Raw genomic sequence first — 25,697 nt, forward strand, 5'->3', positions numbered from 1 at the left:
CGCTCCTCACATGATTGCGCCCACCTGCCAGGGCACGAATTCGTTATCGCCATAATTGTAGGTTTCACTCAGCGTTCGCGCGCCGGACGCTGTGGCGATCACCGCCTCGAAGATGCGCCGGCCGACCTCCTCCACCGTCTCGTCACCGGTGACGATGGTGCCGCAATTCAGGTCCATGTCCTCCTGCATCCGCTCATACATCGGGGTGTTCGTGGCAAGCTTCAGCGATGGCGCGGGCTTGAAGCCCGAGACCGAGCCACGCCCGGTGGTGAAGCAGATGACCGTGCAGCCGCCCGCCACCTGCCCGGTCACAGCAATCGGATCGTAGCCGGGCGTATCCATGAACACGAACCCGCTTTCGGTAATCCGCTCGGCATATTCGTAGACGGCGTTGAGCCGCGTCGTGCCGCCCTTGGCGACAGCACCCAGCGATTTTTCAAGAATGGTGGTCAGGCCGCCCGCCTTGTTGCCATGCGAGGGATTGTTGTTGAGCTCTGCCTGCCCGCGTTCGGCGTAATCGCGCCACCACTCGATGCGCTGCAGAAGCTTCTGCGCCACCTCCGGGTTCCTCGCGCGGCGTGTCAGCAGATGTTCGGCACCGTAGATTTCCGGCGTCTCCGCCAGACAGGCCGTGCCGCCATGGCTCACCAGAAGATCGGCCGCATGGCCGAGCGCAGGATTGGCCGAGATGCCGGAATAGCCGTCCGATCCGCCACATTCCAGCGCGAGCTTCAGCTTCGATACCGGCTGCGGCGTGCGCTCCAGCGCATTGACCGCAGGCAGCATCGCGTCGATTGCGGCGATGGTCGCCTCGATCGATTTACGCGTGCCGCCGGTTGCCTGGATGGTGAGTGTATGGAACCGTTCTCCCTCCTTGAGGCCATGCGCGGCAAGCAGGGCGGGGATCTGGTTGGTTTCGCAGCCAAGACCGATCATGACCACGCCGCCAACATTGGCATGGGTGGCATAACCGGCCAGCGTGCGGGTGAGATAGCGATAGCCTTCCGCCGCCGTGTTGATGGCGCAGCCGCCCGCATGGGTGAGCGCAATGACGCCATCGACATTGGGATAGGCCTCAAGCCGCCCCGGCAGGGCATAATGCTGCGCAACGGCCTTGGCGACCGTGGCCGAACAGTTCACCGAGGAAACGATGGCAATGTAGTTGCGCGTTCCCGCCTCGCCGTTCGGCCGTTCGAACCCCAGAAATGTCGCCGGGGCGGGGACAAGCGCCACCTCCCTGGCATCCACACAGAATTCATGGGCAAGCTCCACGTCCCGCATGGCCATGTTGTGGGTATGAACATGGTCGCCAACGCGGATTTCGCGAGTCGCGAAACCAATGACCTGTCCGTATTTGACGATGGCATCGCCAGGTGCCAGGGACACGATTGCAACCTTGTGGCCCTGCGTGATCCTGCTGCTCGGGCTTGCACCCCCAAGCTCCGGAAGTGCGGCCGGCTCAAGCGTTATGCGGGCAACCGCCACGTTATCGAGCGCATTCAGCCGCAACAGAGGCGACGAAGCCGAATAGATCGTCATTCTCATTCCTTTCCGTCAAAGAGGGCGCCCTGCTCTTCATACATTCGCGCCATGACCGCGAAGGACGTGTCGAGATGGATGCGCATGGCCAGCTCCGCCTGATCGGCATTGCGGCTTGCCAATGCCCGCACGATGGTGTCGTGCTGCTCTGTCACCATCGCCAGATGGCCGGGAACCGGTGCGCTCAGTTGGCGCATGCGATCGAGATGCACCTTCGCAAGGGTGATGAATTTCCAGATCCGCGGATAGCCGCTGATGCCGGCAATCGCGCTGTGGAACATGTCGTCGCAGTCGAGATACTTCTCGAGCTCATTGCTCGCGAGAATGCCTTCCATCTGGGCGATCAGCGTCTTGAGACGGTCGATCTCGGCGTCGGTGACATTGGCCACGGCCTTGCGCACGCTTTCGATCTCGAGCGCGCGCCGAATGACGAAACCTTCCTCTGCCACCTTGAACGAGATGCGGCTGACATAGGTGCCGGAGTGCGGAAAGATGTCGACGAGCCCCTCGTCCGCAAGCCGCTGCAAGGCCTCACGGACCGGCGTGCGGGATACGCCGAACTCGGCGCAAAGCTCCTTCTCGGAGATCACCGCCCCTGGCTGCATCTCTAGATGGACAATCGCCTGCCTCAACAACCAATATATTTGTTCAGCCTTTGGGACAGGTCTTACTTTGTCTGTATCCATATCAATCTCACGAAAATCAACATTTTAGGAGGTTCACAGGAAGTTTCAGAACCATGTTGACAGCTGCTTTTCGATCTGCATTTATATAACTCATATATTAGTTTGGGGCGCAAGAGGAAATTTGCAGACCTCAAGGGAGCGAACGCCCGGGCTGGCGAGGAGGCCGGCCCGGGCCATCATCAGCATAAAAGACAGTGACATCGCACCGGCAAGGCGCAGCCATATCGGCTCGCGCGCAGAGCCGATGGCCGAAAGACAGGCAGCACATGGCGACCATCAATTATCTCACGCGCATCGAATTCGATGCGGGCTCCATCTCAAGGCTTCCGGGCCTGCTGGCCGAACTTGGTGTGCGTCAGCCTCTGATCGCGACGGACAAGGGGCTGGTTTCGACAGGCCTCGTCGACCAGGTCCTGGCGCTCTTCGACCGGAGACCGGTCGTGTTCGACGCGACACCGGCCAATCCGACTGAGGATGCCGTCATGGCCGCTTACGCCCTTTATGATGCGGAGAAGTGCGACGGCATCGTCGGTCTGGGCGGCGGGTCGTCTCTCGACCTCGCCAAGGCCGTACGGCTGCTGACCGGCCATGCTGCGCCGCTTGCGCAATATACGGCCGTGGAAGGCGGCGCCGCGAAGATCCATGGCAGGATATGCCCGATGATTGCCGTGCCCACCACCTCGGGCACGGGGTCCGAAGTCGGCCGCGCCGCCGTCATCATCACGGCGGAGGGGCGCAAGCTCGGCATCCTCAGCGCTCACATGCTGCCGTCGATTGCGCTTTGCGATCCGGAACTGACCTACGGGCTGCCACCGTTTCTTACCGCAGCGACGGGCATGGATGCGCTCTCGCACTGTCTCGAAACCTATATGGGGCCATCGATCAACCCGCCCGCCGATGCGATTGCGCTCGACGGGTTGAAGCGCGGCTTTCCCGCGATCCGCAAGGCGGTGGCCGATGGCCAGGACTGTAACGCCCGCTGGGACATGATGATGGCAGCGCTCGAGGGGGCCATGGCCTTCCAGAAAGGTCTCGGCGCCGTGCATGCGCTGACCCATCCACTCGGCGCCATTCGCGAACTCAACCTGCATCACGGCACGCTGAATGCCGTGCTGATGCCGGCCGTGCTGCGCTTCAACCGCCCGGTGATCGGCGAAAAGTGGGATGTGATGACCGAAATCCTCAGCGGTCAGCCGGATGAGGTCATCGCCGCGTTGAACCGCGATATCGGCATGCCCTCCGGCCTCACCGCAATGGGCGTGACGGACGCAATGATGGACAAGGTTTCCGGCGAAGCGCTGATGGATCATTGCCATGCCACCAATCCGCGGCGCGCGAGCCGGGAAGACTACCGGATGCTTCTGCAGGAATCGGCCTGAGGCCATTACGGCGCATCCCCAATCCAGGAATTGAAGAACCATGAAAGCGACTGACAAACGTCCCGTTGGCAAAACCGGCATCAGCGTCACCGCCCTCGGCGTGGGCAGCGCGCCGCTGGGTGGCCTTTACGCCCCCGTGGCGAAAGAGGATGCCACGGCCATGCTGACCGAAGCCTGGAATGCAGGACTTCGCTATTTCGACACGGCGCCGATGTACGGCAACACCCGCGCCGAACATCTCGTCGGGGAATTGCTGAGGGAAAAGAGCCCGGAAAGCCGCGACTGGGTGATTTCCACCAAGGTCGGTCGCCTGATGACCACCGAGCGGGCCGGCCGCACACTGCCCCCCGCACCCCCGAAGAACCCCCTTGATCCCGGCTGGTGGAACGGGCTCGATTTCCGCGAGGTGTTCGACTACAGCTACGACGGCGTGATGCGCAGCTTCGATGATAGCCAGCAGCGTCTCGGTTTTCCCCGTCCCGACCTTCTCTTTGTGCACGACATCGGTCGCGTCACCCATGCCGATCTGCATGAGCATCACTGGACCGCATTGACCAGGGGCGGCGGCTTCAAGGCGCTCTCCGAACTGCGCGATGCCGGCGACATCAGGGGCTTCGGCCTTGGGGTCAACGAGTGGCAGATCATCCGCGATGCGCTGGAGGAGGCCGATCTCGACTGTTCCATGCTGGCCGGTCGCTATACGCTTCTCGATCAGGATGCCGAGGAGGAATTCCTGCCGCTGGCCGAACGGCGCGGCATGGCGCTGGTGGTGGCCGGCGTCTTCAATTCCGGGATTCTGGCTTCAACCTCCGGCCGGCGAAAGTTCAACTATGCCGACGCGCCCGCCGATATGATCGAGCGCGCCGAACAGCTGCGCGCTGTCTGCGACAGCTTCAGCGTGCCGCTCCCTGCCGCCGCCATCCAGTTTCCCTTGCGCCATCCGGCGACCACCTGCGTCGCAATAGGCGCGAAGACGGCGGCGCAGATCGCCGCCAACATCGAATGGTTCGAACAGGACATTCCCGAGGAGCTTTGGGCGACGCTGAAGTCCAGGGGCCTGACCAACCGCTGATCGATACAGTCCGGGAGACATAGCATGCTGAAGACCATCCATCCCCTTCTGACCGGCGATCTTCTGGCCATTCTGGCAGAGATGGGCCATGGCGACGAAATCGTGATCACGGACGCCAATTTCCCCGCCGTGGCGGTGGCGGAACGTCTCGTCCAGATGCCGGGTATCGATGCCTGCGCGGTGCTGGAAGCGATCCTCTCCCTGCTGCCGCTCGATGACTTTGTCGATTTTCCTGCTGCCGTCATGGATGTGCCCGGGGAGCGCCCCGCCATCTATGCCGAGTTCGAAACCCTGATCGAACGTGCCGAGCATCGCCGCATCGACCTCCAGCCCATCGATCGCTTTGCCTTCTACGACCGCTCGAAGACCGCCTTTGCCGTGGTGTCCACGGGCGAGCGGCGGCTCTACGGCAACATCATCCTCAAGAAGGGCGTGGTGCGTCCCGCCTGACGCGCCACCGGGGAGGAGGCCCTTATGCTCGACAGTCACCAACACTTCTGGAAGGTGGAGCGCGGCGATTACGGCTGGCTGACACCCGAACTCGGCCCCATCTACCGGGATTTCCTGCCAAGCGATCTGGCGCGGGACATGCGGCGGGCGGGCATCACCCGCACCATTCTCGTTCAGGCGGCGCAGACGGAAGCCGAAACCGATTTCCTGCTGGAGGTCGCGGAGAAAACGGATTTCGTCGCCGGTGTCGTCGGATGGATCGACATGGAGGCGACCGACTTTGCCGCACGTCTCGGCCGCTACCGGCAGCACCCGAAATTCGTCGGCATCCGGCCCATGCTGCAGGGGCTTGACGATGACGCCTACATCTTGCGGCCAAGCGTGCTCGACAGCCTGAAGACCGTTGCAGAGCATGGTCTACCCTTCGACATCCTGACCTTTACCCAGCATCTGCCGCATGTAATTGCCGCGCTGAAAGAGGTTCCGACACTCAGAGCCGTTGTGGACCACATCTCCAAGCCCGACATCGCAAACGGCATTCTCGATCCCTGGCGGGCGCATATCGAGGAGATCGCAACCTTCCCGAATGTCTCCTGCAAGGTCTCGGGCATGGTCACGGAGGCGCGCGCCGACTGGGGGCTGGCGGACTTTGCCCCTTACGTTGATCACGTCGCCCGCTGCTTCGGGGCCGACCGGCTGATGTTCGGCAGCGACTGGCCGGTCTGCACGCTCGCAGCGCATTATTCTGAAGTCGCCAATCTCGCCCGAACCCTGCTCTCCAGGCATTTCGGACCGCAGGCGTTACGCCAGATTTTCGAGGATAACGCCGCCCGCTTCTATGGCGTCTGACATCGGCCGGTCGGGAAACCGGTTATCATGAGGAGGAATGAGTTGTCGTCCAATCTTGAGGAGCAGAGCCGCACGCCGCCCTTCGTCCGGCTTGCAGGGATTTCCAAATCCTTCGGCCCGGTGAAGGTGTTGAAGGACATTTCCTTCGACGTTCGGCCCGGCGAAATCCACGCACTGCTCGGTGAAAACGGCGCGGGCAAATCGACGATGATCAAGATCCTCTCCGGCCTTCACCAGCCGGATGGCGGCCGGATGGAGATCGAGGGCCAGCCGATGCGGTTTGCCTCCGCCAGGGATGCCAATGCGGCCGGCATCGCAACCGTCTACCAGGAACTGCTGCTGTTTCCCGAGCTGACGGTCGCTGAAAACATCTTCCTCGGTCACTATCCGCGAAAGGCCATGGGCCGCATCGACTGGGCCGCGGCCCGGGCCGGGGCCCGCGCGCTGCTGGACAGCCTCGACTGTCATGATCTCGATGTCGATACCCGCATCGCCACGCTTTCGGTGGCACAGCGCCAGCGCGTCGAGATCGCCAAGGCGCTCTCGCACAAGGCCCGCATTCTGATCATGGACGAGCCGACAGCCTCGCTCACCGAAAAGGACGTGACCCGGTTGATGGAGGTGGTGCGCAGCCTGAAGGCGCGCGGCGTCGGTATTGTCTATGTCAGCCATCGCATGCCGGAAATCTTCGCACTGGCGGACCGCGTCTCGGTGCTGCGCGACGGCATGATGATCGACACGCGTGCGATCGCGGATGCAGACGAAGCCACCCTGGTCTCGCTGATGGTGGGGCGCTCGATCGAGCAGCTTTTCCCCAAGGGCGAGGCAAAGATCGGCGAACCGGTGCTGGACGTATCCCGGCTCAACCATGGCCGTCTGGTGCGCGACATTTCCTTCACCCTGAAGCGTGGCGAGGTGCTGGGCATTGCCGGGCTCGTCGGCTCGGGCCGCACGGAGCTGGCGCTGACACTGTTCGGCATCACGCCCGCCACATCGGGGGAGATCCGGGTCATGGGCAAGCCGGTCTCGATCCACACGCCGCGCCAGGCCCGCGATCTCGGGCTCGCCTATGTGCCGGAGGACCGTGGCCTGCAGGGTCTCGTGAAGTCCATGACCATCAATGAAAACCTCTCCATGGCAACGCTCGATCGCATCGCGCCCGGCCTCTTCCTGAATTTTGCGGAAGAAGCCAGGCGGGCCGTCGATGCCATCAGGCGGCTGGGCGTTCGGGCGCGCGCCGGCATCCACCAGCCGGTCGGCGAGCTTTCCGGCGGCAACCAACAGAAGGTGGTCATTGCCAAATGGCTGGAAACCCGGCCGGACATCCTCATTCTCGACGAACCCACGCGCGGGGTCGACGTCGGGGCCAAGGCGGAAATTCACGCCATGATGAGTGATCTTGCCGCCAAGGGCCTCGCCATCATCATGATCTCCAGTGAACTGCCGGAAGTGATCGGCATGAGTGACCGGATTCTGGTGATGAACAACGGTCAGGTCACCGGCATGATCGACCGGGCGGACGCCACACCGGAAACCGTCGGCGCGGCCATGACGGCACAGACGAAGTCGAAGGAGGCCGCGTGATGGCCGCTGTTCAGACGAGCATCCCCGTGAGCGCCCACAAGCTGCAACGACCCCGTCCCCTGTTCGCAAGGCTGATGAGCGACTATGGACAGGAATGCGTGATCATCGCCGCCATCCTGCTGCTTTTCGTGGCTGTCGGGCTTTACAATCCACGCTTCCTCAGCGCCTCGAACCTCAACACCATCTTCGCGGGCAATGCCTATATCGCGGTCGCGGCCATCGGCATGTCCATGGTGATCATCACCGGCCATATCGATGTGTCGATAGGGGCACTCATCGGGGTACTGGCAACGATCTCCGGCACCCTGGCGGTATCCGGCTATCCGGTCTGGATGGCCTGGGGAGCCCCGATCCTTCTCGGCATGGCAGCGAACTTCGTCGTCGGCTGGCTTGTGGCCTATGCCCGCATTCCGTCCATCGTCGTCACGCTCGGCATGATGTCGATCCTGCGCGGCGGCCTGATTTCCGTCACCGGCGGCACCTGGATTTCGGGCCTTCCGAAGGCGTTCATGATCGCACAGTGGAAGCCGTTCGGCCTGCCCTTCCCGATCATTGCCATGGTGGTCCTGACGCTGATTGCCGCCTGGTGGATGCGCAACTTCCCCTTCGGCCGGTCGCTCTACGCCGTCGGCGGCAATCCGGAAGCGGCCAAGGCCACAGGCCTTTCCAGCGAGCGGCGCGTGCTGGCAGTCTTCGTCATTCACGGGGCCTTCGCCGGAATCGCCACCATCCTGTTTGCCACCCAGTTACAGGTCATCCAGTCCACCGTGCCGCCGAACCTGGAGCTCACCGTCATCACCGCGGCCGTCATCGGCGGCGTCTCGATCCTTGGCGGGTCCGGCACCGTCATCGGCTCGACGCTGGCTGCTATCCTGTTTGCCGCCATCGGATCGGCGCTGATCTTTGTGAATGTCTCGGCCTACTGGCTTCGTGCCGTGATCGGCGGGCTGATCCTCATCACCGTGCTTGCGGACATGATCCGCCGCCGTCCGAAGACGTAAGGAGGCTCCCATGTCCATGCGTATGCTGCTCCGGCACGAAACCATTCTCGCTCTCGTGGCCGTGGTGCTGCTTGTGGCGCTCGCCTTCCAGTCCAGCCAGTTCTTCACTGGCGCGAACCTGCTCAACCAGGGTCGACTGATGACGGAAGTGGGGCTCGTCGCCATCATCATGACCTTCGTCATCATCACCGGCGGCATTGATCTTTCCGTCGGTTCGATCCTCGGGTTCACCGCCATCCTGACCGGCGTGTTCTGGCAAAATCTCGGCCTGCCCCTTGCGGCCGCCGCCGGTCTTGCCATTGCCGTGGGCACATTCTGCGGCTTCGTCAACGGCTTCGTCATCACCCGCTTCGGGGTGCCGCCGCTGATTGCCACCCTGGCAACGCTGGCGCTTTATCGCGGGCTTGCCGAAGGCATCAGCCAGGCGCGCTCGGTGCGCGGCTACCCGGACTGGTTCTATGTGCTGGGCCAGGGCAATCTTTTCGGCGTGCCGACACAGCTCTGGATCCTGATCGTCTTTGCCATTCTTGCCAGCGTGCTTCTCGCCACAACACGCATTGGCCGCAGCATCTATGCGATCGGCGCCAATGAAGTCGCCGCCTTCTTCTCGGGCCTGCCCGTCAACCGCACCAAGATTGCCGTCTACACCGCATCCGGATTTGCGGCGGCGCTTGCCGGGGTGATCTTCGTCTCCCGCGTATCCACAACCCGTTCCGACATGGGCACCGGTCTGGAACTCGACGCCATCACCGCCGTCGTGCTGGGCGGAACCTCGATCTATGGCGGTCGGGGGAGTGTCATCGGCACGCTGATCGGCCTCGTCGTCATCCAGAGTCTGAAGAACGGGCTGTCGCTGGCGGGCATCAAGGCGGAAGGCACCGCCGTGCTGATCGGCCTCATGCTGATCGGCGCCATTCTCATGACCACGGCGCTCAACAGGCGCCGGGCCTGACATCAATCACGTATCTCGCAATAATGGAGGAGGAACCCATGCGCAGATCAATGATGACCACCCTGCTCACTCTCGCACTGTCGGCGGGCACATCACACGCCGCCCCGGTCTGGACCGGGGCGGACGACCAGCCCACCAGTCCGCTGGCCTGCGATGGCGCACCGGCGGCAGCGACGCCCGTTGCCTATAATGGCGGCACGCCGACCAAGGCCCCGGACCGCAAGGGCAAGACGATCAAGGTGGTAGACGTGCCGAAACTCGTCGGCATCGGCTACTTCAACTCGACATCACAGGGCGTGAAGGACGCCGCCAAGGAACTGGGCACTGTCGATGCCAAGACAGACGGTTCCACCAAGGCCAATATTGATGACCAGATCACCCTGATCGACAACTACATCACCTCGGGCGTCGACGGCATCCTGTTTTCCGCCAACGACCCGGTGGCCATCGCGCCCGTGCTGAAGAAGGCGCTCGCCGCAGGCATCAATGTGGTCGGCTATGATGCCGACGCGCAGCCCGATGCACGGCAGTGGTTCGTCAATCCGGCAACGCCGAACGGCGTCGCCAAGTCTCTCATTGATACGCTGGCCAAGGAAATCGGTCAGGAGGGATCCTTCGCCATCGTCACCTCCACCTTCACCACGCCCAACCAGGCGCGCTGGATTGCCGAGATGTCCGCCTATCAGGCCAAATGCTATCCGAAAATGAAATGGCTGGAGACGGTTGAAGCGCAGGAGGACAATATCCTCTCGTTCAATCAGGCCAATACGCTGCTCAACAAGTACGGCTCCGATCTGAAGGGCATCATCGGCATGACCAGCGTTGCCACGCCCGCCGCTGCCGACGCCGTCACGCAGGCTGGCCAGTGCGGCAAGGTTTCGGTCGTCGGTCTTGCGACGCCGAATCCGATGAAGCCCTATATCAAGGCCGGCTGCGTGAAATCCGCCGTGCTGTGGAGCACGGTCGATCTCGGCTATGCCGCGATGCAGGCGCTGCGCGCCTCCGCCGACGGTACGCTGAAGCCGGGCGACAAGACCTTCAAGGCCGGTCGTCTCGGTGAACTGCAGATCATCAATGGCAGCCAGATCCTGCTCGGCAGCCCGGCCGTCTTCACCAAGGACAATGTCGACAAGTTCGACTTCTGATCCTTTCGCATCCCCTTCCGGGTCCCATGGATCCGGAAGGGGTGCCTGGCGCTCAGGCCATCGTCTCGATCACCGCGGCTTCTGGCCGCCTTCCTGTGGTTTGCATGCCACGTCAGCGCCCCGTCGCACGCCTTAGCATGACAACAATAGCCGCAAGAGAAGTAGAGCCGCCGCAATCGGCATCCGGAAGACGGCAACCATAATCCCCCGCCGGCTTCGGATTTATCGGGCAAGCCCTCGCCAGAAGGAACGCCATCGATCGACCGTCTGCGAGGGACGGGCAGCCATTGCATAAACACTTCACCCTTGATGCGAGGACCAGCTATAATCGTCGTAGTGAGATGAAGAGGATTCATAAATGGCCCGCGAAAACGTCAACGATCTGCTGGCCTTCATCGCGGTGGCGCGCGAACGCAGCTTTACCAAGGCGGCGGCCAAGATGGGTGTTTCACAATCAGCCCTCAGTCATACGCTTCGCCAGTTGGAAGCGCGGCTTGGCGTCCGGTTGCTGACGCGCACCACCCGCGCCGTATCCGCAACCGAGGCAGGACAGCGCCTGCTCGACGGCATCAGCACCCATTTCGATGAGATCGAAGCGGAACTCGATGCGCTGAGCGCCTGGCGGGAACGGCCCGCCGGCAGCATCCGCATCACGGCCTCCGACCACGCGATTACCTGGATCCTGTGGCCCAAGCTTCGAACCTTCCTCAAGGATTACCCGGACATCAAGGTCGAACTGATCCGCGATAACGGCCTGACGGATATCGTCACCGAACGCTTCGATGCCGGCGTTCGCATGGGCGAGCAACTGGCAAAGGACATGATCTCGGCCCGGATCAGCCCCGATTTCCCGTTTGCGGTGGTGGGTGCCCCTTCCTATTTTGCGCAGAACCCGCCTCCGCTCCACCCGCAAGATCTGGTGCGCCATACCTGCATCAACGAGCGGCTGCCGACGTTCGGCGGCTTCTGGATCTGGGAGTTCGAGAAGGACGGTCAGGAAACACGCATACGGGTGGAGGGGCAGCTTGCCTCCAACACCTGCTACCAATCCATCCTGGCGGCTGCGGAAGGCTTCGGACTTGCCTTCGTCCCCGAGGATGTGGCCGAGCCTTATTTGGCGGATGGTCGCCTGCTCCGCGTCTTGGAAGACTGGACGCCGCCCTGGGACGGCTATCACCTCTATTATCCGAGCCGCCGCCAGTCATCGCCCGCCTTCACGGCCTTGGTCAATGCGCTGCGCCACCGCGACTGAGCACGCCGCGGCGGCTGAAGACCGCGCGGCTTCACGCCTCGTATTCGGCGTCCGTCACCTTTTCCAGCCAGTCTACGACCTTCCCATCCAGCGATTCCTGAATGGCGATATGGGTCATGGCGGTCGCAGGACCGGCGCCATGCCAATGCTTTTCACCCGGATCGAACCAGACGACATCGCCCGGTCGGATTTCTTCCACCGGGCCGCCTTCGCGCTGGACGCGACCGAAGCCTGCGGTGACGATCAGCACCTGCCCGAGCGGATGGGTATGCCAGGCGGTCCGGGCCCCGGGCTCGAACGTCACCGCATTACCGGCCGCTCTGGCCGGGGGCGTCACCGGAAACAGCGGATCGATTCGCACCGTACCGGTGAACCAATCGGCGGGCCCCCTGCCGGAAGGCTGGCTGCCTGCGCGTCGAATCTGCATGGTCATTCTCCTTCATTGCAGTCTCAGAAAGGTTCCGGCAGCGCGCCGTCCGTTCTTCGCCAGCCTTGTCCCACATCCTCGCGCGGCACCTCCAGATCGAAGACGCGGCCCGGATTGATAGATGCGGTTCAGGATACGATCCATCAAGGATGGCAGATAGGCTACCGGGCCGGGCCGCATTTTGCGCCTGCATCCTCGGCGCCTGCGTGCCGACGCATCCCGGCACGCAATCAGACCAACCCGCATGTCATTTCAAGCGGACCAACCAACGCATCGAGGCAATCTTGCCCTGTCCGACGACGATTACAAATGGGATTGTCTCATCCGCCTCAGCCGCTTCGACGGCGGCATCGAGCGTATCTGAGGAAAGCCGGAAACGGCTGCAGGACGACTGCATTTTCCGGCGGCTCCGGCCAATCCCCCCCCCCGGCTCTAACCTGGCGGAGGCTGGGCGCCTTTCGGTCGCGCCGCCACCAGACCAGCGACAAGACTATGATCGATGACCAGTGTGTTGGCGATGCCGGCCTTCAGCAGTGCCAGCAGCGGCTTCGTCTTGGCCATGCCGGCGGCCACGACGACATTGTCTGCCCTGCGCAGATCCTCGAATTCGATGCCGGTATGGCGATCATTCAGGCCGGTCTCGGCGCGTGAACCATCCGCCTTCAGAAAATGTCCAGCCACTTCGCAGACCGCGCCGGCCTCACGCGCATCGTCCAGGTCGGCCGCGGACATGCCCGAAGCCAGAAAGAAGCTGCCGGTTTCCTCACAGGCGCCGCAGGAAATCACGTTGAAGTCCGTCGCGGCCATCTCCGAGAGGATGGGGCGGATTGAGGGGTCTGCCTTCAGCGCGGCACAGGTTTCCGCAAGCCCGAGAACGAAGGGTACAGGCAGCGTTCGGGCGCTACCGCCCACGATCTGCGCCATCTCCAGGCTCAGCGAATAGGCGCTTGTTCCATCATCATTGTGCGAGGCGCCCATCAGCGCCACGATGCGGGAATCAGGCTTCGAGAGCATGCGCATGGCCTCGATCGTACGCCGAACCGTCGTCCCACCACCGACACCCACCGAGACGTTGCGCGTGTTGAGGATGCGCCGGCTGACATAATTGGCGGCTGCGATGCCGACCGCATCCTTGCGCTGCGGATCGAGCAGCGGATCGTCCGGATTGGCGGCATCGGCGGGCGGCGTGAGAATGCAGCGGGCAAGGCCGTAACTGGCGGCAATCCAGTCGGCCAAGGCAAGCGTCTCGGCCATCTGGTGCTCGAGGCTGATCTTGACGAGACCGCTCTCGCGCGCGCCAGACAGCATGCGGACCACCTTCGTCCGCGACACCTCGAGGCGACGGGCCACCTCCTCCTGGCCGAGGCCGTGCACGTAGTAGAGCCAGGCCGCCATCACCTGCAGGTCATGATCGTCAGAGCGTATGCGCGACATCGCTTTCGTTCCTCATCGATTCACCGGGTTGCAGTATGCCGCAACTTTGCGGAGACACCAGTGTTTTGCACATTTGCGCGCAAACCGCACACTTGACACGACCGATCGACGCGAACAATATGATCGCCGACGAACAAAAGTGCATTCAGGGGAGTGAATGCATGGTTTGCCGTTCATTCACGTAAGGGAGGATAACGTGGACGCACTTTTAAGCGGCCTGAAGGCCGTCATCGACGATCTGGGAGCCACCGTGCTCCTGCCCATCATGATTTTCATCATCGGCGTGGTTCTGGGTGCAAAGCCCGGCAAGGCGTTTCGCGCCGGTGTCACCATCGGCGTTGCCTTCATCGGCATCAATCTGGTCATCGGGCTGATGTGGACGAACCTCAGCGACGTGGCGCAGGCGATTGCAACCAATACCGGCGTCAAGCGCGATGTCGTGGATGTCGGCTGGCCGTCGTCGGCGGCCATCGCCTTCGGCTCGCAGGTCGGCCTCTGGGTCATCCCGATCGGCATTGCCGTCAATGTCGTCCTGCTTCTGGCAGGCTGGACGCGCACGCTGAACGTCGATGTCTGGAATTTCTGGCACTTCGCCTTCGTCGGCTCGCTCGTCACCGCCGCAACCGGTTCCCTGCCCTACGGGCTGGCCGCCGCCGCCCTCATGGCCGCACTCTCGCTGTTCTTTGCCGACTGGAGCGCAAAGCCGGTGCAGGCCTTCTACGGGCTGCCGGGCGTTTCGGTACCGCATCTGCTGTCGGCACAGATCCTGCCCATCGCGATCCTGACCAATTGGTTGATCGAGCGCATTCCTGGCCTTCGCGACATCGATCTGTCCACAGATCACATCCAGAAGCGGCTGGGTGTTGCCGGGGAACCGGTCATTCTGGGCCTCATCATCGGCCTTGTTCTCGGTCTCGTCGGCTTCTGGAACCCGGCAGACATTCCCGGCATGACGGCCAAGGTGCTGAAGGCGGGCATCAATCTGGCAGCGGTGATGCTGCTTCTGCCCCGCATGGTCAAAATCCTGATGGAAGGCCTGATCCCCGTCTCCGAGGCAGCGCGCGAGTTCGTGCAGAAGCGGGCCGGCGACCGGCAGATCAATATCGGGCTTGATTCGGCAATCCTGATCGGCCATCCGGCGGCCATCTCGTCAGCCCTGCTGCTCGTTCCGATCGCGATCATTCTCTCGATCATCCTGCCCGGCAACCGCGTCATCCTGTTTGCCGATCTGGCGGTCATTCCGTTCGTGGTGGCCCTGGCTGCGCCCATCGTGCGGGGCAATGTGCTGCGCATGGTGATCATCGGCACGATCACGCTGACCATCGGCTTCTACATCGCCGGTGCGCTCGCGCCGCTCTTCACCTCGGCCGCCGGCAGTGCCGGTTTCAAGATGCCGGCCAATGCCAGCCAGATCACTGCCATCGGCGATGGCTTCGTCTGGATCGGCTTCGTCGTGGTGAAGCTGTTCAGCGGCCTCGGCTGGCTGGGCGCCCTCATCGTCGCCGCACTGATCGCAATCTGCATGTGGCTGCTGAAGGTACGCGCCGCAGCGATGGAGGCGCTCGCCTCGGCCAGCCCGGAGAAAGCCACTCAATCCAACGGCCGCAGGGTATCGGCATGACAGACAGCATGAACACGACGAGTTTCCTCTCCAGGGAGGACATCTTTACCGGGCTCACGGCCCGCAATGCAAACGAGGTGATCGGCCAGCTGGCCGATCATCTTCTCAGCCGCGGCAAGGTGCGCTCGAGCTATCGCGGCGCAGTCGAGGAACGCGAACGGACCATGCCGACGGGCCTGCCGCTGGAAGACGGGCTGGCCGTCGCCGTGCCCCATACCGATCCGGAGCATGTGATCGCCTCCGGGGCTGCCGTGGCCACGCTGAAAGAGCCCGTGACCTTCCGCAGCATGGACGATCCGGATAAGAAACTGCCGGTTCGCCTTGTCTTCATGCTCGCGCTTCACAGCAAGGAAGAACAGCTCGAAATGCTGTCTGCCATCGGCGGGCTCATTCAGGACAATAAAACGCTTCAATCTCTGTGCGAAGCGCAAGACAGTGGTCAGATCTACGCTGACATCGATCGATATCTCAAACTGGGAGGTTGAGACCAAAATGACCAAGAAGACAGTCCTCGTCGCCTGCGGCACCGCCGTTGCCACATCCACCGTCGTTGCAACCGCCATCGTCGAGGCCATGGGGGATCGCGGCATCGACGTCGAGACCCGCCAGTGCAAGGCGACCGAGGTGCCGAGCATGCTCGATGGCGTGGACCTCATCGTCTCGACAACGCCGCTGCCGCCGAATCTTCCGAAGCCGGCCATCGTCACGCTCGCTTTCCTGACCGGCATCGGTCGCGATGCCGAAATCAACAGGATCGCCGAGATCCTGCGTGCCTGAGACAGAGGTGTATCGATGGAAATCCAGCGCGCCGTCCGCGTTGCGGTTCCGGGCGGCATCCATGCCAGACCCGCGGCCGAGATCGTCAGGCTTTCAAAGGGATATAACAGCGAGCTTTTTCTGGAACACCAGGGCAAGTCGGCCACGACGCGCTCTTCGTTCAAGCTCATCCTGCTCAGCCTCAAGGAAGGAGCGGACGTGACCATCCGCGCGATCGGCGAGGATGCCGATCGCGCCGTGGAAGACATTGCCGGCTATCTGGAGGCGCGGCAGGGCGACCATGCGCAAGGCGCGGCGGCATCCCCCGAGGCTAAACCCGACCCCACAGGGTCTGGCGATGGCACGGCCCCGGCCGGGGCGCTCAGTGGCAATGCACTGAAGGGCGTCGCCGGCGGCTCAGGCGCGGCCATCGGCCCCGCCTTTGCCTTCCGCCAGCCGGTTCTGGAACCGTTTGCCGCTCTCGCTGCAGACGTGGATGCGGACATCCGCGCGGCACGGGAGGCCATGCAGCATGTGGGTCTTGCGCTGCGCCGCCAGGCCGCCGCGGCCAGCCGCGGCACCGCGGACGTTCTGAACGCCATTGCCGAACTGTCGGACGATGCCGAATGGAGCGCCCGCGTCGAGGCATTGATCCGGGGCGGGCGAAGCGCCGGCGCTGCGGTTCTTGCCGTCGGAGCGGAGCTTGCGGACGAACTCTCCGCGCTCGAAGACAGTTATGCCCGCGCCCGTTCGGAAGACATTGCCAGCCTCACGCGGCTGACGGCCCTGCACCTGCAGGGCAAGCATGCCTTGAGCCTTGCCGACGTGCCCGCAGGCAGCGTGCTGGTCGCCGATGAAATCAGCGCCGCAGAAGCGGGCGGTGCTGATCTGTCGCGGCTTTCCGGCATCGTGACCCGCCAGGGCTCTGCCTCCAGCCATGCCGCCATCCTCGCGAGGGCCGCGGGCGTTCCTGCCGTCTTCGGCGTGCAGGATCCGGACAGACGCCTGGATCGCGCCCGCGAGATCGCGCTCGATGGCGATGGTGGACTAGTCTTTCCCGATCCGGATGCACGCGCACGCGACGATATTGTTCGCAGATGCGAAATGGCGAAGGCCGAAGCGCAGGCTCTGCAGACATGGATTGATGTGGCGCCAACGACGACCGATGGCGTTGCCATCACCATTGCCGCCAATCTCGGTTCGGTGGACGAAATTACCCAGGCGCAGGCGGCGGGAGCCATGGGCGTCGGCCTGTTCCGCACCGAGTTCCTGTTCATGAACAGGAATGATCTGCCAACGGAAGACGAACAACTGGACGTCTACAAAAGCCTTCTGCTCGCCTTTCCCGACCATCCTGTCATCATCCGCACGCTGGATATCGGCGCCGACAAGCCGGTGCGCAGCCTTGCCCTGTCCCGCGAGGACAATCCCTTCCTCGGGGTGCGCGGCATTCGCCTGTGTCTTGCGCGCCCGGACCTCTTCAAGCCGCAACTGCGCGCCCTGCTGAGAGCTGCCCCCTTCGGCAGGCTGCATGTGATGCTGCCGATGGTGGCGGATATCGGCGAGATCGACGCAACCCGGGCTCTGATCGACCAGTGCCGCAGCGAGCTGATCCAGGAAGGCAAGACGGCGGCGGAGTTCGTGCTCGGGATCATGGTGGAGACGCCGGCCGCAGTCTTTGCGGCGGAAACGCTTGCCCGCAAGGTGCGGTTCTTCTCGATCGGAACGAATGACCTGACGCAGTATGTCATGGCGGCAGACCGGCTGAACCCCGGCGTTGCCGAGCTGTGCCGCGTCGATCAGCCGGCCGTCCTGTCCGCCATCCGCATGGTGTGCACGGCAGCGGAGAAGGCCGGGATCTGGGTCGGGGTCTGCGGGGAAGCCGCAGGCGATGCGGCGGTTGCCCAACACTTCATCGCCGCCGGCGTGACCGAACTCAGCATGGCGCCGGCTTCGATCCTCAAGATGAAAAGCGCCGTCTCCGGCTATATCAGGGGATGAACGATACAGGTGACAAGCCAGCCAGCCGTCGCATCCGCGCGGCTGGCTGGCTTTTCTTTCGCATCCATGCCGTTACTGCCCAAACGCTGCTGATGGAAGGGTACCTCAGGCGATCAGCGATCGTGCGGTCTGTTCGTCGGTGATGAAGGTGGTCGGGCAGACGATACGGATGGCGCCGCGCAGCGCAAGAATCTTTTCCTTGCCACCCGAGATGAGGACCCGTTCCGGGGTCCGCCGCAGACGGGAAAGATTTGCCGAGACGACGCGCGAATTCACATCGTGATCAACGATTTCGCCCTTTTCGTTGATGAAATTGTAGAGCACGTCCCCGACAGCACCGGCCTCCATCAGGGAGCGCCGGTCGGATTCGGAAATATAGCCCGCCCGATAGCTTGTCGTCAGCGTCGAGATGCCACCAACCGACAACAGGGCGACATCCAGCTTGTCCGCCATCTCGAAAATCGCAGCGAGGCCGCAGCGTTCGAGAAGGGCATGCTTCGTCTCGGGACTGTCCACCACCGCCGGCGCCGGAATCAGAAAGCCTTCGCCCTGGAACAACTCGGCGAACTGCCAGGCGAATTCGGCAGGGTTGAAGCGGCGGGCGGCGGCAATCCCGCCCAGCAGAGAGACGACGCGGAAATCATCGAGCGCGCTGCCAAGGATGAAGGGCAGCGTGTTGTAAAGTGTCTGGCCCCAGCCGACGCCGACGGACATGCCCGATTTCATCAGGCTGGAAATGAAGCCGCCGGCGGCAGCGGCAATCACCTTGACCGGATCGGCCTGCGGATCGTCAAAGGGCGCCACGATCACGCGGTTGATCTCAAAGGCGCATTCGAGCTTGCGCTCGAGTTCCGTCAGTTCGGCCAGCGGCGAAGAGATGGTGACACGCACCTCATTTCGCCGCCGCGCCTCGGCGAGTGCCCGCACCACCATGATGCGGTTGATGCCGAGAATGGCGGCAACCTCGTTCTGGGTCTTGCCCTCCACATGGTAGAGCCAGACGGCCTTGGCCCGCAGGCGGTCGGCTTCGCTTTGCACCCCAGCCGGCCTCGTCGCCTCCTGCATCCGCAACACTCCTGGTGATCTGTCTCAACCCGGAGCTTCGACAGCTGCAAATTGTCTTTCGACGATCCTTGCCACGCGTTCCGGGCATTCGAAGTGAGGGATATGCCCGATGCCGTGCAGGAAATGAAGCGCAAAATCAGCCTCGATGCTCAAGGCATGACGGAAAGGCGTCACCTGGTCGCGACGACCCCAGACGATGCTGGCCGGCATGGAAAGCCGTGCAAAGGCAGGCCTGAGATCAAACGCCTGCACGCCATCCGGGAAAAGCACCTCGGCCATCTCCATCTGGCAGCTTCGCAGGCCCGGATCGGCACGGCCCCGCATGGCGGCCTTTGCATAGTCATCGCCGATCAGCTCGGCATTGCCGGCAAGCTGGCGCAGCCAGGGAGAAAGGCTTTCGACGCGGGTGGCGCGCGCAATTCCCGCGAGCATTTCCCCGTTGATATCGGGTCCGAGCCCGGCAGGTGCCATGGCAGTGAGGCTCAGGACACGCGATGAACGGATGTCGGCAATCGCCGCAGCAACGGCGCCGCCAAGCGAGTGCCCCACAAGATGCACCCCGTCGAGACCGCGCGTTGCCTCATCAAAGGCCTCAAGCACCATGCGCGCCAGATGCGCGAAGTCCCGGATCTTCCGCTTGGGCGACCGGCCATGTCCGGGAAGATCGATGCGGATCAGGGCCCGGCCGGGCAGAAGCGCCTTTTCCAGTGGCAGCCAGCCGGTGCTGTCGGCCGCAAAACCATGGATCAGGACCAGCGGCGCATCGCGGCCCGGGCGTCGGGTCACCGCCAGCGGACCGCTATCCGCCACCCAGCCGGAAACCGGCCGCGGTGGGGCCACGTCGCGCTCGCGAACCAGAAGATCGTCCACATCCTGCTTCTGGATACGGCCGCGCGGACCGCTGCCGGCCACATCCGAAAGATCAAGGCCAGCCGTCCGCGCCGCGTGGCGGGCAGCAGGCGTTGCCCGCAGGAGAGACCCTCCGGGCATGGGGCTGGCGTGACCCGCCATGCCTTGCGGAGGCACAGCATAGGGGGCCTGTTCGGTTCCTCCGAGTGCCGGGGCATCGGGAACGGCAGCCTCTGCCGGCACGTCGCCCGGTGCAGGAACAGGCGGGAGCGTATCGACGGTCTCACCTTCCGCATAAAGCCAGGCAATGACGGAGCCGACCGGCACCTTCGTGCCTGGCTCAGCCAGCACATGCTGAAGGCGTCCGGTCGCCGGGGCCTCGACTTCCATCGCGGCCTTGTCGGTCTCGATGTCGAAAAGGGCTGCTCCCTTCTGGACCATATCGCCCGGCTTCACATGCCAGGTGGCCAGCGTGCCATGGGTCATGTCCATGTCGACCTTGGGCAGGATCACTTCCACCGGCATGTCAGACCTCCCGGCACGCCAGGCGCCGCGCGGCAGCAAGGATCGTATCGACCTGCGGCACCGCAGCCCGCTCCAGATCGGGATTGTAGGGAATGGGTGCCTCGGCGCCGCCGAGACGCAGGATCGGGGCATCCAGGAAATCGAAGGCATCGCTTTCGGCTACCATGGCGCTGATTTCCGCACCGATGCCGTAGCTTTTCACGCCTTCATAGACGATCAGCAGACGCCCGGTCTTGCGCACGGAGGCGATGATCGTCTCGTGATCGATCGGACGGATCGAGCGCAGGTCGATCACCTCGGCGCTCACGCCCTCGCCTGCCAACTGCTCGGCGGCTTCGAGAGCACGATGCACCATGATCGAGGCGGCCACAATCGTCAGGTCGCTGCCGGCACGGCGAACGGCCGCCTTTCCGATCGGGGTGGTGTAGTATCCCGCAGGCACCTCGCCCTTCATCTTGTAGAGAAGCTTGTGCTCGAACACGAGCACGGGATCGGGATCGGCAAGCGCTGCCAGCAGCATGCCCTTGGCATCCTCGGGCGTCGAAGGCTGGATGACCTTCAGGCCCGGCACGTGGCCGAACCAGGCTTCGAGGCTCTGGCTGTGCTGGGCAGCAGCGCCCGTCCCGGAGCCGGCCGGCATGCGGAACACCACCGGCACCGACGCCTCGCCGCCCAGCATGTAGCGCAGCTTGGCTGCCTGGTTGACGATCTGCTCCATCGCCAGCGTCGCGAAATCGGAAAACTGGAACTCGAAGATGGGCTTCAATCCCGTCAGCGCCGCACCGACAGCAACACCTGCGCCGCCGAGTTCGGAGATCGGCGTATCCATCACCCGGTCCGGGCCGAAGCGATCGACCAGATCCAGTGTCACCTGGAAGGCGCCGCCATAGACGCCGATATCCTCACCCATCAGGATGACGGTGGGGTCCGCTTCCATGGCAAGCGCCATGGCCTCGCGGATCGCTTCGGAATAGGACAAGGTCCGGGTGGAGGTTTCCTGTGCCGTCACGTCCATGTCAGGCCTCTGCATATACATAGCGGGTCACTTCGCCGATTGCCGGGGCAGCACTGCCCCTTGCAAATTCAATGCCCTGCTCGACGTCGCTGACGGCGGCCTCGGCAATGGCAATCGCTTCGGCCTCATCAAGCACGCCGTGGGCGATCAGTTCCGCCTGGAAACGGGCGATCGGGTCGCGCGCCATCCAGGCCTCGATCTCTTCCTTGGTGCGATAACGGTTGCGATCCGATTTCGAATGGCCGCGCCAGCGATAGGTGAGGTTCTCGACAAGGCTTGGGCCTTCGCCGGCCCGCGCGCGGGCGATGGCATGATGCACGGCCTCCGCCACGGCGGAAAAATCATTGCCGTCCACTGTGACGCCCGGCATTGAATAGGCGGCGGCGCGCTCGGAAATGCGGCGCACCGCTGTTGATCTCTCGACGGAGGTCGACATGCCATATTTGTTGTTTTCGCAAATGAAAACGACCGGCAGCGTCCAGATCGCCGCCATGTTGAGGGCCTCATGGAAGGCGCCTTCATTATTGGCGCCATCTCCGAAGAAGCACAGCGTCACATCCTTGCGGCCCAGCCGCTTGGCGGAAAGAGCCGCCCCCACGGCGATGGGGAGCCCGCCGCCGACGATGCCGTTCGCTCCGAGATTGCCGGTTTGAACATCGGCAATGTGCATGGAGCCGCCGCGGCCGTGGCAATAGCCGGTTTCCTTGCCGAAGAACTCCGCGAACATGCGTGCCACATCCGCACCCTTGGCGATGCAGTGGCCGTGACCGCGATGGTTGGAGGTGATCTTGTCGGCATCGGTCAGTTCGATGCAGCTTGCAACGGCGCTCGCCTCCTGCCCGATCGAAAGATGCATCGTGCCGTGGATGAGGCCGCGCATGTAGCTTTGCTCGGCCCCTTCCTCGAAACGCCGGATGAGATACATGCGCTTCAGCGCCTGCTTCAGCTGCACCGGTGAATAGGTGCGAATGGCGAAGGGGCGATTGTCTGTGGTGCTCATTGCAGGCTCTCCAGCATCGCATCCTGCCGTGCGCGCAGGATCGCAATCGGACTGTCGGCGGGAACGGCCGTATTGAGAGAGGTCAGCAGTTCGCCCTTGCGCACCGGCGCCGTCGTGCGCGCACCGGCCAGCAGACCGCAGGGCACGGCATTGGCCAGGCGGGCATCTGTCGCGGTCATGATCCAGGCGCGGTAGCAATACTCGCCGATCTGGTCGAGCGTTTCACCCGGCAGGAGATCGCGCTTTGCGACCGCGCAGACTTCCGCGACCGGGCGCGAGAGCGGCACCATATCAGCCTTGCCGTAGAGCACGGCACGCGCGCAGGTGAGCGGCACTTCGAGCGATGTGAGATGATAGGGCCGGAAGAAGGTGAAGTAGGGGCCTTGCCCCATCTTGAGGTCTTCCATGCGCTCGCGAATACGGGGATGTTCCATTTCCGCAACGACGAAAACACCGGGCGCGACACCCTTGCCGATCGAGAAATCGACGCAGCCTTCGCTGGAGGAGAGGACACCGCCGGCCGACTGCGGCACCAGAACCTTGTTCAGTTCTTCACGCGAGCATGCGGGACCATGCATGCCGGGCTTGTCCGGCAGAAGACCGGTGGCATTGGCAATCGCCGCCATTTCCACCATCGTCTTCGATCCGTCGACGAACTCCACCAGCATGCGCGGGTTCATGTTGCGACGGCGCGCCTCGTCGGCATAGAGGTCTGGCGTGGCATCAACGTTCAGTGGATTGTTCTTGCCCTTGCCGGCAGAAATGATGCGGTGGCCCATGGCACTGACGAATTCGATCAGCTCCATGCAGCTCGACGGCTCGTCGCCTGCGCCGAGCGAATAGACGACACCGAGCTTTTCGGCTTCCGCGCGCAGATAGGCGCCGATCGTCACGTCGGCCTCGACATTCATCATCACCAGATGCTTGCCCGCCTGCATGGCGGCAAGACCCACCTTGGCGCCGACGGCGGGGATGCCGGTGGCATCGACAACCACATCGATCAAGCCGGCATTCAGCAGCACATTCACGTCTTCGGTCACCGCGACCAGCCCCGCCTCCATGGCGGCATTGGCAGCGTCAACGCTCGTGACCTTCCGCGAACGATCATCCGTTCCATAGGCGATCTGGACCGACCGTTCCGCAGCACCCGGGCGCACCTCGCTGATCGCGCCGACCGCAATGCCCTGCATATGCGCGACGCGGCTGACAATATCCGTTCCCATTTCCCCGGCCCCGACAAGGCCGATCCGGACGGGTTTTCCAGTATGGGCCCGCGCCGACAGGTCGCGGGCAAGCCCGGTTAGGGCAACATTCGTTGGCATGGCATATCCTCCTCGGTGCGCCATTGATTGCGTACATTTGTTATTTATGTCAACACAAAGTTCTCAATCTTTGATGCTGCAGCGCAGCACTTTTTCTCGATTGACACGCAAACATAATGAACACATGTTCTGAAAGTGAAATTTATGTTCATATCAATCGCTGACCAGAGGAGTGGCGCAGCGATGTTCCTGCACAGGAAATCACACCGGGAGGACGACATGGGTAAGGAATTCGCAGCGGTCTCGCGCCGCGGCTTTTTGCGTGCAACGGCGGCGGCAGGCGTCACCGCCGGCTTTGGGGGGCTCGCCATGCCAGCGCTGGCAAAGACAGCGCTGCCGGACGTCAAGTCCATTCTGGACGGCATCTCCGTCGAAGGCTATGTGCGGGCCGATTACCGCAAGCTCTACAACATGACCAATGATCCGCTGTGGGATCCGGCCAAGGACTGGATCCGCGCCGTGGACTGGGAGAAGGTTCGGTCCGAACAGGCGGGCAAGACGGTCCGCTTTGCCATCGGCGCGGCCGACCAGGAATCCGCGGCCGAAGGGCTGAAGCCGTTCGAGCAGCTCTCCGGCATCAAGGTGGAACTCGTTCCGATCCCGGATGACAGCTTCTACGACAAGGCGGTGGCCGAATTCATTTCCGGCAATGCCTCCTTCGATGCGCTGCAGTTCTTCTCGCCCTGGCTTGGCGATTTCGCCGGCCCGGGCTTCCTGGCGGAACTCGATGACTACGCCGCCAAGTGGAAGCTGCCGCTGGATGATTTCTACGACACCTATCGCCTGAACTACGGTTATTTCGGCGGCAAGCTGGTCGGCATCCCCTTCGACTGTGACGTGCAGATGGTGCATCTGCGCAAATCATCGATGGAGAAGATCCTGGGCGGCAAGATCGACCTCGCCAACTCCGTGCCGACCTACGACGAACTGATCCGCATCACGGGCGAAGCCAACAAGCTCGGCGGCGGCGTTTCGGGCGTCGGCCTCATGCTGGCACGTGGTTTCTGGGCCACCTATACCTGGGAGCATATCGCCGCGCAGGCGGGCCTGAAACTGTTCGATGAGCAGTGGAACCCCACGCTGAACAGCGATGCAGGCATGAAGGCCATGGACATCATCATGGCGCTCCAGAAGAATGCCATCGAAGGCGTGGCCGGTGCCGGCTGGGGCGAAAACCGCGCCGCCTGGCTCGGCGGACAGGTGGCCGCCAACATCAGCTGGCAGGACAGCGGCACGCAGGCCATGCGTCCGGATCAGTCCAAGATCGTCGATGACTTCGTCACCATCTACGAGCCGCGCATCAAGGGCGGCGTGTTTGCTCCGCCGAACATTGCCGGTTCCACCTCCTGCGTGGCGGCGACCTCGCAGAATCCGGAGGGCGCCTTCCTGATGCTGGCCTTCCTGACGACGGCCTCGATCATGGCCATGAACGAAGCCAATGCCAACGGCGTCGCCCCGGGCTACCGCTCCGTTCTCGCCAATCCGCGCCTGCGCGCCGTCAGCCAGCCGGCCAAGGTGTGGGCCGACAGCCTCGAACACGCCTGGTGCGCACCGCGCCTGCCCGGCATGTTCGAGATGGAGCAGGCACTCGGCAACGAGATCAACCGTGCCGCCACGGGTCAGATCTCCGCCAAGCAGGCGCTGGAAAACGGCGAGGCTGCCTGGAAGCGCATCATGGAGAAGAACGGCTTCAAGGGCGGCAAGGGACCGGTCGCCTATGCGGATGTCGCTCCGGGCATGTATGTGGGCGCCGGCAAGGCTCTGCCGTTCTAA

23 protein-coding genes are annotated in these 25,697 nt (G+C 63.2%); 14 read left to right on the forward strand and 9 right to left on the reverse strand.

All coding sequences use genetic code 11. The annotated features are described in order from the left end of the window. Positions 1 to 6: 6 nt before the first annotated feature. Both F3H95_RS11815 and F3H95_RS11820 read right to left on the reverse strand, forming a co-directional pair. A complete protein-coding gene (locus tag F3H95_RS11815; protein ID WP_142881168.1) occupies positions 7 to 1,539 on the reverse strand; it encodes an altronate dehydratase family protein in 1,533 nt (510 codons plus the stop codon). Between the two features lie 2 nt (positions 1,540 to 1,541). Next, positions 1,542 to 2,225 (reverse strand): GntR family transcriptional regulator, encoded by a 684-nt coding sequence (locus F3H95_RS11820; protein WP_149746113.1) that lies wholly within the window; start codon positions 2,223 to 2,225, stop codon positions 1,542 to 1,544. 266 nt (positions 2,226 to 2,491) lie between these two features. Between F3H95_RS11820 and F3H95_RS11825 the strand changes: the two genes are divergently transcribed. The 9 genes from F3H95_RS11825 to F3H95_RS11865 all read left to right on the forward strand — a co-directional run bounded on the left by F3H95_RS11825 (position 2,492) and on the right by F3H95_RS11865 (position 11,909). Further along, positions 2,492 to 3,604 (forward strand): iron-containing alcohol dehydrogenase, encoded by a 1,113-nt coding sequence (locus F3H95_RS11825; RefSeq protein ID WP_149746114.1) that lies wholly within the window; start codon positions 2,492 to 2,494, stop codon positions 3,602 to 3,604. 40 nt (positions 3,605 to 3,644) lie between these two features. Continuing rightward, entirely contained in the window at positions 3,645 to 4,676 is a 1,032-nt protein-coding gene (locus F3H95_RS11830; protein ID WP_149746115.1) for an aldo/keto reductase, read from the forward strand. A 24-nt stretch (positions 4,677 to 4,700) separates the two neighbouring features. Then, positions 4,701 to 5,126: an RbsD/FucU domain-containing protein gene (locus F3H95_RS11835; RefSeq protein ID WP_149746116.1), complete on the forward strand. Its 426-nt coding sequence runs from the start codon at positions 4,701 to 4,703 to the stop codon at positions 5,124 to 5,126. Positions 5,127 to 5,150: 24 nt separating this feature from the next. Further along, on the forward strand, positions 5,151 to 5,975 hold the full coding sequence (locus F3H95_RS11840; RefSeq protein ID WP_149746117.1) for an amidohydrolase family protein: 825 nt from the start codon (positions 5,151 to 5,153) through the stop codon (positions 5,973 to 5,975). Positions 5,976 to 6,017: 42 nt separating this feature from the next. After that, positions 6,018 to 7,559, forward strand: coding sequence for a sugar ABC transporter ATP-binding protein (locus tag F3H95_RS11845; protein ID WP_244617991.1), 1,542 nt, complete (start codon positions 6,018 to 6,020; stop codon positions 7,557 to 7,559). Continuing rightward, positions 7,559 to 8,560 carry an ABC transporter permease gene (locus F3H95_RS11850; protein ID WP_149746119.1) on the forward strand — a complete coding sequence of 334 codons (1,002 nt, stop codon included), beginning with the start codon at positions 7,559 to 7,561 and terminating at the stop codon, positions 8,558 to 8,560. Before F3H95_RS11845 ends, F3H95_RS11850 begins: the two co-directional genes overlap by 1 nt. A 10-nt stretch (positions 8,561 to 8,570) precedes the next feature. After that, positions 8,571 to 9,512 carry an ABC transporter permease gene (locus tag F3H95_RS11855; protein ID WP_149746120.1) on the forward strand — a complete coding sequence of 314 codons (942 nt, stop codon included), beginning with the start codon at positions 8,571 to 8,573 and terminating at the stop codon, positions 9,510 to 9,512. Positions 9,513 to 9,550: 38 nt separating this feature from the next. After that, positions 9,551 to 10,657 (forward strand): substrate-binding domain-containing protein, encoded by a 1,107-nt coding sequence (locus tag F3H95_RS11860; RefSeq protein WP_149746121.1) that lies wholly within the window; start codon positions 9,551 to 9,553, stop codon positions 10,655 to 10,657. 358 nt (positions 10,658 to 11,015) lie between these two features. Next, the gene (locus F3H95_RS11865; protein ID WP_149746122.1) at positions 11,016 to 11,909 is read left to right on the forward strand and encodes a LysR family transcriptional regulator; all 894 of its coding nucleotides are present in this window, start codon (positions 11,016 to 11,018) and stop codon (positions 11,907 to 11,909) included. Between the two features lie 31 nt (positions 11,910 to 11,940). On the opposite strand, the gene F3H95_RS11870 is transcribed toward F3H95_RS11865, so the two are convergent. Both F3H95_RS11870 and F3H95_RS11875 read right to left on the reverse strand, forming a co-directional pair. Continuing rightward, the gene (locus F3H95_RS11870; protein WP_149746123.1) at positions 11,941 to 12,336 is read right to left on the reverse strand and encodes a cupin domain-containing protein; all 396 of its coding nucleotides are present in this window, start codon (positions 12,334 to 12,336) and stop codon (positions 11,941 to 11,943) included. 432 nt (positions 12,337 to 12,768) lie between these two features. Next, complete coding sequence (locus F3H95_RS11875; protein ID WP_149746124.1) at positions 12,769 to 13,770, reverse strand: sugar-binding domain-containing protein; 1,002 nt, start codon at positions 13,768 to 13,770, stop codon at positions 12,769 to 12,771. A gap of 196 nt (positions 13,771 to 13,966) precedes the next feature. Between F3H95_RS11875 and F3H95_RS11880 the strand changes: the two genes are divergently transcribed. From F3H95_RS11880 to ptsP, 4 genes are read left to right on the forward strand one after another with little or no spacing between them, the layout of a single operon-like run. Then, on the forward strand, positions 13,967 to 15,391 hold the full coding sequence (locus F3H95_RS11880; RefSeq protein ID WP_142881181.1) for a PTS transporter subunit IIC: 1,425 nt from the start codon (positions 13,967 to 13,969) through the stop codon (positions 15,389 to 15,391). Continuing rightward, entirely contained in the window at positions 15,388 to 15,876 is a 489-nt protein-coding gene (locus F3H95_RS11885) for a PTS sugar transporter subunit IIA (protein ID WP_244617992.1), read from the forward strand. Before F3H95_RS11880 ends, F3H95_RS11885 begins: the two co-directional genes overlap by 4 nt. 7 nt (positions 15,877 to 15,883) lie before the next feature. After that, a complete protein-coding gene (locus F3H95_RS11890) occupies positions 15,884 to 16,168 on the forward strand; it encodes a PTS sugar transporter subunit IIB (RefSeq protein WP_149746125.1) in 285 nt (94 codons plus the stop codon). A 15-nt stretch (positions 16,169 to 16,183) separates the two neighbouring features. Next, positions 16,184 to 18,148 (forward strand): phosphoenolpyruvate--protein phosphotransferase, encoded by a 1,965-nt coding sequence (gene ptsP / locus F3H95_RS11895; protein ID WP_149746126.1) that lies wholly within the window; start codon positions 16,184 to 16,186, stop codon positions 18,146 to 18,148. A gap of 105 nt (positions 18,149 to 18,253) precedes the next feature. On the opposite strand, the gene F3H95_RS11900 is transcribed toward ptsP, so the two are convergent. The 5 genes from F3H95_RS11900 to F3H95_RS11920 are packed head-to-tail and all read right to left on the reverse strand — an operon-like array spanning position 18,254 to position 23,924. Continuing rightward, entirely contained in the window at positions 18,254 to 19,213 is a 960-nt protein-coding gene (locus F3H95_RS11900) for a sugar-binding transcriptional regulator (protein ID WP_142881184.1), read from the reverse strand. 24 nt (positions 19,214 to 19,237) lie between these two features. Beyond that, positions 19,238 to 20,587, reverse strand: coding sequence for an acetoin dehydrogenase dihydrolipoyllysine-residue acetyltransferase subunit (locus F3H95_RS11905; RefSeq protein ID WP_149746127.1), 1,350 nt, complete (start codon positions 20,585 to 20,587; stop codon positions 19,238 to 19,240). A gap of 1 nt (position 20,588) precedes the next feature. Next, complete coding sequence (locus tag F3H95_RS11910; protein ID WP_149746128.1) at positions 20,589 to 21,602, reverse strand: alpha-ketoacid dehydrogenase subunit beta; 1,014 nt, start codon at positions 21,600 to 21,602, stop codon at positions 20,589 to 20,591. 1 nt (position 21,603) lies between these two features. Beyond that, a complete protein-coding gene (locus F3H95_RS11915) occupies positions 21,604 to 22,602 on the reverse strand; it encodes a thiamine pyrophosphate-dependent dehydrogenase E1 component subunit alpha (RefSeq protein WP_149746129.1) in 999 nt (332 codons plus the stop codon). After that, positions 22,599 to 23,924, reverse strand: coding sequence for an NAD(P)H-dependent oxidoreductase (locus tag F3H95_RS11920; RefSeq protein WP_149746130.1), 1,326 nt, complete (start codon positions 23,922 to 23,924; stop codon positions 22,599 to 22,601). Before F3H95_RS11920 ends, F3H95_RS11915 begins: the two co-directional genes overlap by 4 nt. A 219-nt stretch (positions 23,925 to 24,143) precedes the next feature. Here F3H95_RS11920 and F3H95_RS11925 point away from each other — a divergent pair, with 219 nt between their 5' ends. Continuing rightward, on the forward strand, positions 24,144 to 25,697 hold the full coding sequence (locus F3H95_RS11925; protein WP_142881189.1) for an extracellular solute-binding protein: 1,554 nt from the start codon (positions 24,144 to 24,146) through the stop codon (positions 25,695 to 25,697).

The organism is Rhizobium sp. RU35A (genome assembly GCF_900156005.1).
Classification (GTDB): domain Bacteria; phylum Pseudomonadota; class Alphaproteobacteria; order Rhizobiales; family Rhizobiaceae; genus Neorhizobium; species Neorhizobium straminoryzae.